General features: G+C 37.8%; 8 protein-coding genes. 5 read left to right on the top strand and 3 right to left on the bottom strand.

The window, feature by feature from the left end; genetic code table 11:
- The first annotated feature begins 596 nt into the window (after positions 1 to 596).
- Together CC97_RS11805 and CC97_RS11800 are read left to right on the top strand one after the other, a co-directional pair.
- A complete protein-coding gene (locus CC97_RS11805; protein ID WP_044974630.1) occupies positions 597 to 2,129 on the top strand; it encodes a transposase in 1,533 nt (510 codons plus the stop codon).
- A gap of 59 nt (positions 2,130 to 2,188) precedes the next feature.
- Positions 2,189 to 3,085 carry a hypothetical protein gene (locus CC97_RS11800; protein WP_044975131.1) on the top strand — a complete coding sequence of 299 codons (897 nt, stop codon included), beginning with the start codon at positions 2,189 to 2,191 and terminating at the stop codon, positions 3,083 to 3,085.
- 58 nt (positions 3,086 to 3,143) lie between these two features.
- On the opposite strand, the gene CC97_RS11795 is transcribed toward CC97_RS11800, so the two are convergent.
- Positions 3,144 to 4,199 carry an alpha/beta fold hydrolase gene (locus CC97_RS11795; protein WP_044975130.1) on the bottom strand — a complete coding sequence of 352 codons (1,056 nt, stop codon included), beginning with the start codon at positions 4,197 to 4,199 and terminating at the stop codon, positions 3,144 to 3,146.
- A 557-nt stretch (positions 4,200 to 4,756) separates the two neighbouring features.
- Between CC97_RS11795 and CC97_RS18950 the strand changes: the two genes are divergently transcribed.
- From CC97_RS18950 to CC97_RS11780, 3 genes are all read left to right on the top strand, one after another.
- A complete protein-coding gene (locus CC97_RS18950) occupies positions 4,757 to 7,885 on the top strand; it encodes a dockerin type I repeat-containing protein (protein WP_049962871.1) in 3,129 nt (1,042 codons plus the stop codon).
- A gap of 5 nt (positions 7,886 to 7,890) precedes the next feature.
- Positions 7,891 to 8,376 (top strand): DUF5104 domain-containing protein, encoded by a 486-nt coding sequence (locus CC97_RS11785; RefSeq protein WP_044975129.1) that lies wholly within the window; start codon positions 7,891 to 7,893, stop codon positions 8,374 to 8,376.
- A 661-nt stretch (positions 8,377 to 9,037) separates the two neighbouring features.
- Positions 9,038 to 9,529, top strand: coding sequence for a DUF5104 domain-containing protein (locus CC97_RS11780; protein ID WP_044975128.1), 492 nt, complete (start codon positions 9,038 to 9,040; stop codon positions 9,527 to 9,529).
- Between the two features lie 164 nt (positions 9,530 to 9,693).
- Here CC97_RS11780 and CC97_RS11775 read toward each other — a convergent pair whose 3' ends face one another.
- Positions 9,694 to 11,370: an AAA family ATPase gene (locus CC97_RS11775; protein WP_044975127.1), complete on the bottom strand. Its 1,677-nt coding sequence runs from the start codon at positions 11,368 to 11,370 to the stop codon at positions 9,694 to 9,696.
- A gap of 241 nt (positions 11,371 to 11,611) precedes the next feature.
- Positions 11,612 to 13,621, bottom strand: a complete 2,010-nt coding sequence (locus CC97_RS11770) for an AbfB domain-containing protein (RefSeq protein WP_044975126.1) — start codon at positions 13,619 to 13,621, stop codon at positions 11,612 to 11,614.
- Between the last annotated feature and the right edge of the window lie 538 nt (positions 13,622 to 14,159).

Below are 14,159 nucleotides of genomic sequence, written 5' to 3'. Positions count from 1 at the left end.
TCTGCATCAAAAAGGTAAAATCAGCTCCGCTGATTTCGCTATAGATAAGCTGCCGGAGGCAGCTGACCGATTGGGGATGTCACGCGTCTTTCAAATCCCTGCGAAGAAAATTAATCATTTCAATATGTACGCAGTGATCATTTAAAGACAATTTTACGAAAATAGTTGTGATTTTCATACAAGGTGTGCTATAATACTTAAAAAGGATTTTACTTATTAACAGGATATTTATTGAAATGAAGAAGATAATAACCTTAATTACGATAATAATCGTAATAATAGTCGGACTGCTTTTGAGTATCCGAAATACTGGGCTTACGATGCACATTTCCAATTACTATTTTAGAGAATCTGATTTAGTTTGTATTAGCGATCAGTATTATTATTTAAGAGATTTGAAACTGTACAGACTAAATTCTGATTATTCTGAAGACTTAACTATAGTTCCGCCGATTTTTTAGACTTACATTGTTCCATAAGTACATTCAAAGTCCGTAAACAATAGATATTTCGGCGTTTTTCCTCTTGATTTAGTAAGTAGAATGCTGTATAATGTAAGTATAATATATTAGACTTACAAATAGAGGTGTTCTACTATGTCCTACATTCACTACGATGAGAAACCAAATGGTGCAATCTATGCATGCGTATACGAGTCGTACCGCGATAAAGGCAGAGTAAAAACCAGACGCGGCGAAAACCTTGGTCGAGTCATCGACAAAGAAAACAACATTTTTCGCCAGAAAGGTGTAACATATCAATACGTTTTGGGTGAAGGTCGCAGGGATGTTCCTGATACAGCATTACCTAAAGAATCAATTATTCCTGATTCAGAAAAGCTTATTCTTGATTTTGGAGATGCTTGGTTCCTTCAGGAATACATCACCAGACAACCTTTCTACGAAAGCATCCGAAACGTTCTTCCTGAAGAAAGCGATACCGTACTGGCTTTGATATTTTATCGTCTTCTGACGAACAAAGGAGCCAGCTGTCATGCAAAGATATGGTACGAAGGAAACTATACGTATCTTTCCTATCCAAAAGCAAATCTGACCAGTCAGAACATCAGCAAAGTGCTGAAAGCACTCGGCAACGAAAAAATTCAAAGACATTTCTTTGAGGAATACCTGTCCAGTATCTATAAAGATAGCGGAGCCACTGGAATACTTGTTGACAGCACTGGTGTGCCTAACGCAACAAAAATGGATATCACTCAGATAAGTAACCATAACGGTGACATAAATCGCGAAGTCAGACTGATTTATGTGATTGATCGCAACAACGGAATGCCAATTTATTTTCGATATGTTGCAGGAAACATCATAGATGTCAGTACACTTATCACTACAGTAAGCGAGCTTGAGCAGTATGGCGTCTCTGTCAATCATGCAATACTTGATGCCGGTTATTATTCTGAAAAGAATACAGCAGAACTATTCGAATGTGGCATTCCATTTATGACAAGAGTGGCACCCAATAAAACTGTTTTCAAGGATGCTGCAACCGGAAACCTTGATGATCTGATGTCCCAGAAGTACGCATATCGTTATGGAGAAAGACTGGTGTTCATTAAAAAAGTAAAGGTCGATGTTTGCGGATATAATGCATATGTTTATCTTTGCATTGATGAAGATATGTATCTCATGCAACACAAAAAAACTATTCTTAATGCACTGGATGATAAGAAAGATTTTAACGAAACTGATGTTGCAATTAAAAGGCTTGGCACCTTTGCTATTCTTACATCAGAAGAGATATCAGAAGACAAACTTCTGCCTATGTACTACACAAGGCAACAGGTAGAACAGGTTTTTGACATAACCAAGAACTACGCTGATCTTATGCCAATCCGAGTGCAGAGTGAAGAGGCTTTTGCTGGTCATTTGCTGATAAGTTTTATGGGTACAGTCATTATGCAGAAACTGCAGCAGGATCTGCTAAAGCGTCGCTCTAAGAAAGCGAAGGCTCTGAATGCTGAAAGCATTATGATCTATCTTCGTAACCAAAAGTGCAAGGTTTATAAAGATTATGCTATACCACAGGAATCTCGTAAAGAGGCAAATGCTATATACGATATTTTTAAGTTTAAAGTGCCTTATAAAATACCACTTACTACTATTGAGGTGTAAGTCTAAAATTCATGCGGAATTATAGCTTAATTTATGAGTTTCAGGATGATGCTTACAATGTGTTTATTAAGCAGTATGGTAATAAAATCTGGGCGAGCGTTTATAGTGGTGACTCGTCATTACTGGTTATCGATGAAAATGGTAAACTTGTAAATGAATACTCTGTTCCGTATCAGATAAATGATTTTCTGGCTGAAGATGATTTTATTTGTTTTACCGGAACGGATGAAGCTGCTTGTTTAGCAATTAATGATGATACAGATAATTTACCTGAAATGAATTTTCAGAGCATAGTTGAAACTGAAGATGTTATAATTGCAAAGCATAGTATTGATTCCGTCACATTTTACAGGATAGAAAATAAGTCACCAGAGTATGTATCATATGCAGTCCATGACCAGAAAACTGATGAATGGATCTACACATATTCGACATTAAAGTTTGTATTTGATGATGAAAATGCAATTGTTCAGTATTTAAATAAAAAAGAATATCTTACTTATAATGTCCTGCATGTGAATGGTGATGCCGAAAATGAGATATCAGCTATAGAAACTAAAGACTCTTATGGTTCATATAATTTGTTTTTTTACCGTGATAAATCAAATCTTATAAATGTTACAGGTACGTATTCTCATCCGATGCAAAGTATAGAAGAAATAACAGGCCATAGATTTGATACACTGTGTAAATATGATATTGAAAAAAGAAAAATAGCAGCTGAGTATAAAACACGTCGTCATGAGAGAATAATATATTCAGATTCTGAAAAAGCAGCAACATATTACAAAGGGAAATATTACTTCCGTTCGCTCGATGACTGGAGTATTACTTCTGAAATTCCGGCAAAAGAAATAAAAGAAGGCGGAGCTTATACCTTTGATTCCTGTGGTGATTATATATTTGTTTTCAATACCGAAACGGGAGAACTGCTTAACAGGATCAGCGTAAAATAATGAAAATGCGGTACATCCGAATCAAAACCGGGTGTACCGCCTTGTGTTTATATGCTTTTTACTGTCCTGTATTCTCATCGTAGAAACGTATTACCGGTTCAAAAAATTCCTCGTCGATAACGTCAAACCATTTTTTCCGGTCCATAACGTTGTGGATAAAATCAAGTTTGTCAGTTTTCAGACGTTCGGCGTTTTCTGATGCTTCTGTATCGTAACCTCTGGAACTTATCCACTCTCTGAATTCTTCATTGATCTCATCCTGATTAGTCAAGTCAGTAAAAATGTTGTTGTGACCGCGGCCTTCGTAACGGATAAACTCAAATCGCGGGTCGTTTCCGTATTTTGACTGTATTTTGTCAAGGCCGTATTCTATCGGAACGATCTCATCATCTGCGCTGTGGATCACAAGAACCGGAGTTTCACTTGCTTCAAAAGCATCAAAAACATCGGCCGTTGCATACTCTCCGAACAGGTATCTGTCGTAGAGTTTAACAAAAGGAAGCAGTGCGTAAATAAGCGAACCGACCTGATTTTTGCCTTCGCTTTCAAACATGTCAGTTGCCTTGACGAATCCTGAACATTCTGCGACTGCTTTTACTTCAGGGTGATACTTTAAAACATCCATTGCGCTGTATCCACCCATGCTGTGTCCGAAAAGCACTATCGGTTTTTCAGGATATTTTTCTTCTGCAAAAGTTATGGCGTGATCAAGGTCGATAACTGCCTGCTCAAGACCGCCGAGTCCTTTTCCTTCACTTTCGTCACATCCGGTATCGTCAAATGCAAATGTCAGATATCCTTTTGAAGCAAAGTAATCGGCAACCGGCATGTAGTAATTATGGCCTGCTCCTATTCCGTGGGACATTATGACCAGTGCCTCTTTATCGTTTCCGGTCTCTTTGCTGTAAAAATATCCGGTGAGCTTCTGCCCTTTGTCAGATTCAAATTCCACACGTTCGGCTTTAAGTCCGTCAAAATCATCCGGTCCGGCGATTGGCTCCGATGCTTCAAATCTTTTGTTGAAATTCTGATTGTAGATACCTACGGACAGTATGGAAAGCCCTGCAGTTACTGCAAGCAGAAATATTATTATGCCTATGATCAGTTTTTTCATTTGTTATCCTCCGGTGACATAGCTCATGCGTTTTTATTGTTCTACTATCTATATTATTATAATTTTTTTATGCTGAAACTGCAATAGTAAAATGAAAAATCATGAACCGATGACATTACTGCCACCGGCTCTGCACCGAAAAGGTAAAATCAGCTCCGCTGATTTTGCTATTGATAAGCTGCCGGAGGCAGCTGACCGATTACGGATGTTACGTATATTCCAGAGCATAATTATGTGGTCTATACAATGAGAAAAAGAAGATTCAGTTTACTGTAATTAGTGCTCCAATTGTTATTGTGTTTATATGGATTGTTTTAACCGGAAAACATCGGAAAAATAGTTGAGTTTAGTGATATGATACTATAATGTATAAAAAATCAAAATTCTATTGACAATTAAATTTGAATTGTTGTATAATTTAATCGTAAATTGGTCAAAAAACAATTATACAGACTTAAATTTAAAAGGAGAAAGAAAAATCATGACCTCTATCCCAAAAAAAGGTAAATATTCGGTGCAAAGTTAAGCGATGTCTTGCATTAGTGCTTTCCGCAGCGATGACACTGCCGTTTTTACCGCACAGCGAATTTACTCATAATGAAATTTCTGAAGTAGAAGCTGCTGTAACACAGAAAGATACTGTTTATGGTGATGTAAACAGTGACGGGAAAATCACTATACTTGATATGATAGCACTTAAGTCATATCTTACTGAGAAGAATGAAAAAGGATTTTCATTAAAGGCAGCTGACCTTGATGAAGACGGTGAAGTGTCGGCAAAGGATGCAGTGGAACTGTCGATGTATCTGCTCAATAGTATCGGATCTTTTTCAAACGAACTTAATATTGATACAGACGGTGATGGCCTTAGCGATTATGTTGAGAAGGAAATTCTTAAGACAGATCATACAAAGAAAGATACAGATGGCGATGGCTTAGATGATTATTCAGAGGTATATTTCTGTGATACAGATCCGTTACTTACTGATACAGGTGAAACAGGAACAAAGGATTCTCTGAAGGACGCTGACGGTGATAAATTTACAAACAGTGAAGAAATCAAACTTGGAACATCTCCTGCACTTGCAGATACTGATGAAGATGGTTTGGGAGATTATGATGAGGTAATCAAGTATAAGACAGATCCTCTTAAAGACGATACAGATGGAGATGGTTTGTGTGACGGTTCTGAAGTAGCACTTGGACTTGATCCACTTAAGGATACTACAGATAATATTAAGGATACAGAAAGAGTATTCAACAAGAGTTTTAAATCCACCAGTAGTGTATTTGAAAATGTGAATACTGAAGATAGTTCGTACAAGATAACTCTTGATATTAAGGCAACAGGAGATATTGAAAAGAATTTGTCAGTAACGATTAGTAAGTATTCAGAATTTCTTTCAAGTGATTTTATTGAAGGTGAGATAATAGATATAAATTATAATTCATTGTTTGAAATAAAAGAGAAAACAATATCATTCGAAATTACTGATGAGAAATTATATTGGATTTTTAAGTATTATCCGGATTCAAATATGTTGTTGCCAGTTGAAACAGAATATGATAATGGCAAGGCTTATTTTAAAGATACCGGTGTAGGAACATATTGTATTGTAAAGTATAATCAATGGCTTGCTGATATGGACCAATCTGACAATGTAATACCTGTTGACAGAGCAACACAAGGATATAGTTATGAAATTATAGATAATTCAGATGTATATGATTACGGCAAAGTTGGAAGCTCAATCAATAATAAAATAGATTTGTATTTTGTGATATTTACAACAAATGAGTATAAAGATACAGTAAGAGAAGATATTATATCTGCATCAAAAGCAGTTTTGACTAATGCTCATAAAAACGGAAATGATGATGTTAGGCTGTATTATATAACATATTTAGGAACGGCTGTTCCGGTTATAGGAAAGGATAAATACTATATTGATTATTCCGACTATGAAGAAAATTCAGAAATAGTTGATAATATGATTTCACGATCAGGCGCTTTGAATATTAATATTTCAAATGAAAATTACGCTTTCTTTAATACATTTATAGAAATTGATTCATCTGTGCTTAGCGTTAATAAAAATCCGGATGGTAAACCTAATCCGTTTGTTTATGTGGATGAAGCTGTGATAAGTAAATTTAATTATAATAAAATTGATGACGCAGTAGATTCATTTTCTGAAATAGTGAATTTATCAGAAAATAGAAGCAGAAACAAATATTGTATCGTCGTTGATTATGGTTTTGAACCTGTATTGAATTATGGTAAAAATTCTGTACAGACTGCATATGAAATGATTGGAAATTTCAAAGAAAACAACAATGTGGACTTCACATTTATAACTAATAGCGGAAATAAGAATTATGAATATTATGACAGTATGGATTCGGGAAAAAAATATTATTATTGGACTTACAATACGGTAGAACAGATTGTGTCAGAAATCGTTATTCCAGAACAATTTGGCTTTACTGTTGACACTAATACAGGTGCTTTGAAAAAGTCAATATTCAAAAAATTACCTGATTTAAATTGTTTTAAAGCAGCAAATGGAAATTATACTGCTGAACAGCTTAAAGAAATGCTGTTAGCTGATTCGGATAATGATGGGTTATACGATTTTGAAGAGATAGACTGGTCACTTGTAAAAATCGACAGTGAAGGAAATCTTATTTTCCCTACGCTTGAAGATATTTGTCAATTATATCCCGAAACACGAAAAGTACTGACGAAATTCAAATCCATGAATAAAACTGTAGTAATCCCTTTGAAATCTGACCCTAATTCTAAAGATACAGATAATGATGGATTGTTTGATAGTGAAGCAAGATATGTATGGGCTGATAACGGTTCAGGAAACTATGAATATATTAAAGTTGCTCCTAAAGATCCTGATCCGGTAGGTGCAAATGCTCCTGCAGGTATATGGGATGAGCATGTCAGACAAATTAAAGAAGGTACACGGATGACACATACATTGACTGGGCATGATCTTTATGATGGATTTAATACAGCTTTTGGATCTTTTGGACTTGATTTTTTAATGGATGAAAAAGAAATAGCCATACATTCAAAAGAAAAACAGTGGCAGAAATATGCTGGTTTCAATGATGGTTATGATGTCGTATTCAGAACATTTACAAATGATAATATGGATAGGTTGAAAATACCTTATAAAGCGAAATATAGCGGAGACGGAGAAGAAAAGGAGCATATATTATGGCTTTGGAGAGGAGATTATCTTAATATTGGTACTGGAGGGGAGATAGGGATATATAATGAGCCAACAGAGGTTGCGCTGATAACTCGTGGTATACAGTGGTTTGTTCCTAAATATCGTTTTGACATGACACTTGAAATCTATAATTATCATGGGGAAAAAGATATTCAGAATGTTGTTTGCTGGCATCCTTATGAGAAGCAGTGGTGGATAACGGGTTTTAATCCAGAAATGAGAGAGACGGCAAAAACTGGCTTTGGTGATCCGAATGTCCACGATACAATTCTTGTTGGTTCAATAGATTTTGCTGAAGAAATAGATATGTATAATTCTATAAAGGAAAGTACATTTCCTGATAGTGATTGGTATGATTTTGTAACATTTGATGATGAAAGCAATAAATTGTGGATAGTTTGGTGGGATATTAACTTTGCCACGTTTAAGAGGTAAATGATATGAAAAAAACACTTATAATATTTGGAACGATTATAACGTGTATCGTTTCTTTCATTATTTATGTGAATTTAAGCGGGGCATATATAAATGTTCATAAACTTCAAGTTAAGGAAAGCAAAATATTAATCATGCATTTAAAAAACGCGGATGCTAAATCAATCAAAGAAATGTTTTGCACATCAACAATCGATAACTGTGAGAATATAGATAAACAAATAGATTTATTAATACAAAATATCGGCAAGAACATCGAAGAAACAGGAGAAATTGTAGGTGGAGGAGAAAGTCAACATTCACAAAATGGAAAAATAACGCGTTTGGATTATAATGCTACAATAAAAGATGTAGTTTTAAAAAATGGTCAAAAGTGTGATATAACTTTTTTATCTGATCCTATTAACGATGATTATCCTGATTATAAAGGCATTGAATTAATAGGAGTGCATTTTGAGGATAGCAGTAAAGATTTTTATGTGGGTAAGTAATTTCGATTATTTGCTCATAAATAAACACTCATAATATAAGCGGTACATCCGAATCAAAACCGGGTGTACCGCTTGGTGTTTTATATTCAGTTTAAAGTGCGACGTTAAATAATACGTTTACCATGTATGTGGTCGTCATCAGTTCTGCATCAAAAAGGTAAAATCAGCTCTGCTGTTTTTGCTATTGATAAGCTGCCGGAGGCAGCTGACCGATTACGGATGTTACGTATATTCCAGAGCATAATTATGTGGTTTATACAATGAGAAAGAGAAGATTCAGTTTACTGTAATTAGTGCTCCAATTGTTATTGTGTTTATATGGATTTTTTTAACCGGAAAATATCGGGAAAATAGTTGAGTTTAGTGATATAATTATTATTATGCATAAAAAATCAAAATTCTATTGACAATTAAATTTGAATTATTGTATAATTTAATCGTAAATTGGTCAAAAAACAATTATACAGACTTAAATTTAAAAGGAGATTATCTTAATATTGGTACCGGAGAGGAGATAGGGATATATAATGAAGCAACAGAGGTTACACTGGTAACTCGTGGTATACAATGGTTTGTTCCTGAATATCGTTTTGATATAAGCTGTGGATAGTATGGTGGGATAACAAGAGATATCCTCTTTCAAGTTAAAGCGGTGAAAGACATGAAAAAGTTATTTATAATATTTGGAACTATAGCGGCATTTATGATTGGGTTCATAGTATATGTAAACTTAAGCGGAATATATGTAAATGTTCATAAGCTTCAGCTGAGTGAAAGCGAGAAATTGATAGAGTATTTAAAAGCATCTGATTCCGAGTCTGTGAAATCGATGTTTTGCGAAAGAACGATTTGCAATTGCGAGAATATTGATGAACAAATTAGTGAGTTAATAGCTGTTTTTGGAGGTAAGATTGACTCGTATGGTGAAATAACAGGTGGCGGGGAAGAACAATATACAAAGAATGGAAAAATAACAAGATTAAGTTATGACGTTACTATTAATGATGTGGTAACAAATGATGGTCAAAAATACAAAATCCAGTTTGTGTCAGTTCCTGTTAATGATGAGTATCCTGATTATATAGGATTTGAATTAATAGGCGTTGACAACAATAATGGTAGCGTATCATTCAATATAGGCAAAAGAGTTTAATGAAATATATTTTGGTTTCACGAGAAAACAAACTCTTTGTTTTTGATACAGAAACGTGATTGTATATTAATAGGAATGATATAAAACAACAGAACAAGCGGTACATCCGGATCAAAAACCGGGTGTACCGCTTGTCTGTTAATGATAGGTTTAAAATAATATTGTTACGCATATTCCATAACACATGTGTGATGCTTGAAATCCGGATCGTCACTTGGAATATTCCTGTCATAATTGATACCGACAAGAAGGATGTTTCCCTTGTAGTGTTCGAGTCTGTCCGGATAATTTTTCTGCTTTATCTGTGCAATTGCTCCGTCTGCGTTTTTGTTGTATTTCAGTTCAATGACAAGTGCCGGTTTGTCCGGATAATTCATTGAAGGAATGAGGATAAGATCAGCATATCCTTTTCCGGTATCTGTTTCAGGGAGAATAGTGTAATACTTCTGAGCTGAGTAATATGCCATTCGTATTGCATAGTCCAGAGCCGCTTCATCGTTATAGGTTTTGTTATCTGCTTTGTCATGCATTTTTTCGATGATCTCAGCGATCCTTTCAGCGTCTCTGTTCCACGTAGCTTTCAGCAGTTCCTGTGACAGGCGGAAGGATTCGAAGGTGTCGGTCCATTCTTTCGATTTGGTAGATGTTTTGAATTCATCAAGTATTTCTCTGTTCGGAATAAAGACCTCGCTGGTCTCGTCATCGAAGCCGAGATAACCAAGGTGGATAAGAAGAGACAGGATATCATCACGTCCGTTGAAAGTCGTCATGTCATTCTGGTAGGTTGATGTATCGATAACGAGTCGTCCGCCGTCCATAAGCAGTGCGACAGCATCTTTCAGACCGTCATAATCCCTGCGGATATAGTCGGCAAGAGCTTCGTAGGTCTCGGTTTTGTTCCAGTAATTTTTTATAACGCCTGTGGTCATTGCTTCCACCACGGACAAAGGACTGTACAGCGAATATCTGACTGCTTTCAAAGGTCTGCCGGTTTCTGTCTGTTCCTTATGTCCCGGATCCGGAGGGATAACGTCGCTTACTACATATCCGTTATACCAGTGCTTTACTGATTCAAAATCTCTTCCGTAACGGTAGCATTCATTTGCTACTTCATCTTCTGTAAATCCGGTGTATTTAGCAAGCTGTCTCGGGAACATCATGGAATACTCAGTGAACATATTCAGTGCTGAGTGCTGACCGTATTTCTTAATAGGAAGTATGCCGGTCATATATGCAAGAGCAACATACGGTTTGTCTTTGAGCAGATCGCGAAGGAAGTCAAGATATTTGGTCTGACCTTTTTCATCTTCTTTGCATGCTCTGAATACTGCATCCCATTCATCGATAACTATTACGAATTGCGTATGTGTTTCTGAGCAAACATCCTCCATTGACTGTATCAAATCGCAGTCGTCGAAGTAATCAACATCAGGATATACTTTTTTTAAATCACGGACGATCAGCTTCTGCATCTTTTCCAGAGCGTTATCTGCGGTAATGCCGTTTTTAAAAAACTTGGTCATAACGATTCTGATAACATCGAAATGTCCGAGATATGCATCCCAGTTCAGAGTGCTTTTTTCTGTTTGGATTGAATCGGTCGCTGATATTTTCAGTTCAGAAAACAGTTCTCTGCTGTCAGCTTCTCTGTCGTAATAGGCACAGATCATATCAGCAGCCATAGTTTTACCGAATCTGCGCGGGCGGGATACACTTATAAAACGCTTCTGAGTGTTTACTACAGAATTTAAATACCGTATCATTTCTGTCTTGTCTACAAATATTTCCGAATTGACAGCCATTTCGAAATTTTCTTTTCCCGGATTGATATAAGTTCCCATCTGCACGATCCTCACTTTCTTTATGATCTTGATCCGATTAATTTATCTGACAATCTTTATTATACCATTTTTCGATAAGGTGTATCAATACTTTTTGATAAAAGATGTATTGAAACAACATCGATCATTTGTGTAGAAGGAAGCGTAAAGTGGTATTTAATAATAAAACAAGGCAGCGAGCTGATCTATTACTTGCTGCCTGATGTTTTTGAATTTTCAATGCAGATCTGCGGAGCGGTTATCAATACCCATAAATATGCACGTAGTCACATTCGTAGGTCGTGTTGTCATCTACGTTGTCCTTCGGCTCTTCGGCCCAGCCGCCTACGCCGAGATTGATGATGAGGTACATGTTCTTCTGGTTGTCGATGTACGCCTTGTCTTCGATGGACTTTACGAGAATGTCGTCGATGTAGTAGTTTATGTAGGTGTCGCTCCAGTCAAGTGCGTAGGTGTGGAATTCCTTCTGGAAGAAGGTCGCGTTTCTTTCGATCCACCAGCCTGCGCCGCCGTCGCCGTTGTCCCTTGACTTGTCCTGACGATGGATACCAACGTAGATCTTTTCCGGAGTGTTGCTTAAATATTCGAAAATATCTATTTCCGGCGGCCAGCTGTTGTTTCCGTTGAGCCAGAAAGCAGGCCAGAATCCGCTCTTGTCCGGCATTCTGAAGCGGCCTTCCATGTACAGGTTTCCGTTTAACGGATAGTTTTTGAACGGAAGATGTACAACGCCTGTGAGGTGCGAGTACTTTCTCCATTTCTTTTCGCCGATGTTGTCGGTGTATCCTGTTTCGCCCTTGTCGTCCTTGATCCAGTTGTCGTCGGCAACTCTTGTAGCGGTAAGTACCAGTTTTCCGTCACGTACAGCTACCTGTGATTTTCTTACAACAGCGCTGTAGTTGTGGTGGTCAGCCCACGGATAGCTGTATGCCCATACGTTTGTATCAAGTGAGTCGCCCTCGAATTCATCGGACATTATAACATTGCTGTGGCTGCGCATGAGGAATGAGGCATTGCTCTTTCGTTCGTCCGTATCAGCGCCGGTCACGTAGAAACTGTTTCCGGTGCATGAAAGATAGCGTCCCGGCAGACCGTATGCCTGATAGCTCGTTCCCTTGGCAAGTCCCTTTGTTTTTATAAATGAGGCGTTGTTTTTGAACTCTTCGCTGCCGTCGTCTTTGGCAAGGATTATTTCGCTGCCGCCGTTTTTCCTGCACAGATACGATCCCTTTTCGCTCTGGGATTCAAAGCTTACAGTGTTTTCACCCTTGAATCCGGTAACTTCCGTGAAGCGTGCGTCCGAGAGCGGTGAAACGTTTCGTGATGAGGTAAGTGCGCCTTTCGAAACTCTTAAAAAGCTTCCGGCTTTTGCAGGTATCTCAAATCTTACAAATGTACCATCCGCCTTCAGTGCAGGCGCATCGGCTGCTTCCGACGGGCCGCTGTAAACTGTGAGCTTCGGCGGATTCTGTGATTCTCTGGAGTTGAACAGTGCGAGATTGCTCACTGCATCGGAGTTGTTTTCGTGGTCGCACCAGAGGACGAAGTTGAATTCCTTAGCTTCAGGATTCTCCCTTACAACGTCGGTAACGTCAAACTTTATCGTCTTTCCTGCGTCGGTGTTGTGGTTTGTTACCACCACGTCACACAGACCGTATGAATCAGGTACGGACTTGTATTCCGGCGGAGCGGATTCGCTCCAGCTGCTGCCGCATGCAGCGATCTTTACTTCAGTGTTTCCGTTTGCAGTCCTGTCAAGGCGCAGTTCGATCTCAGCCTTGTTTACGTTTTTTAAATTAAGTTCATCAGCTTTGAATTTGACGTAGACATTTCTGCGCTTCGCTGCGTTGAATCCGGCAACATTAATGATACCTTCCTCTTCGTCAACGGTTCCGTCGCCGCGTATGCATATATCTTCCGAAGCAATGACAGATGTAGTCGCTTTTTCACCCGGATCAGATGACGGAGGAGTGACCGGTTTCTTTTCCGGCAGTTCCGATTTTCCGAGCAGGTAGTCCGCCAGAATGACTGCATCGCCGGAATTAACAGTACCGTCACTGTTTATGTCCGCTTCCGTGTCAGATGCTGTTTCTCCGTTCACCATTGATTTTAACAGAATAAGATCAGTGATGATCTTTCTGTTTCCTGTGCTGAATTTTACAGCTGATTCAGCGGCAGATACGCTGCTTAAAAAGAGCGACGCAGTGATCACTGCAGCTGCCGCAAGCCGTGGAATATGCCTGAATATCATACTTTCATCTCCTTAAATCTTAAGAAATACCGGTAAGCTTCATTTCCGCCATGCAGGAAATGAGAACGCCGGGAACTGATATTTCGTCCGTGTTCCGGCTCCGCCGATCAGTAATTTCCTTACGTTCAAAAACCAACATCTTTATCATACAGCAAAATACATTCTGTTGCAATACAAAAAATGCAACCTTTTTGTAAACATTCTTAAAATTCCGTTTTTCCGGTTTTCCCGCCTTGTCCTTACAGAATAATATTACAGAAAAAAGAAAAGCACTGACGGTTTTGACTCTGATTCTTAAAAAATGATTCCGGTTTTTAAATAAATGTAACTCAATTCTCACCGGACTGTAAGTGCCCTGTTGTTGAGATATACCTCTGCAGATGGTATAATCTAATCAAATCAAACAATAAAAGCGGAAAACAAAGCTCTTGTATTGTGCGATAAGGAAAAATCAGAATAGAAGAATTTTAGAATGAAGATGTTCAGGGTGCGGAGCGAAAGCTCCGCATATCCCCCTGGATCAAAAGGAAATCAAAAA

The organism is Ruminococcus sp. HUN007, assembly GCF_000712055.1.
In the GTDB taxonomy this organism is placed as follows: domain Bacteria; phylum Bacillota; class Clostridia; order Oscillospirales; family Ruminococcaceae; genus HUN007.
This window is presented reverse-complemented; position numbering and strand designations above follow the sequence as displayed.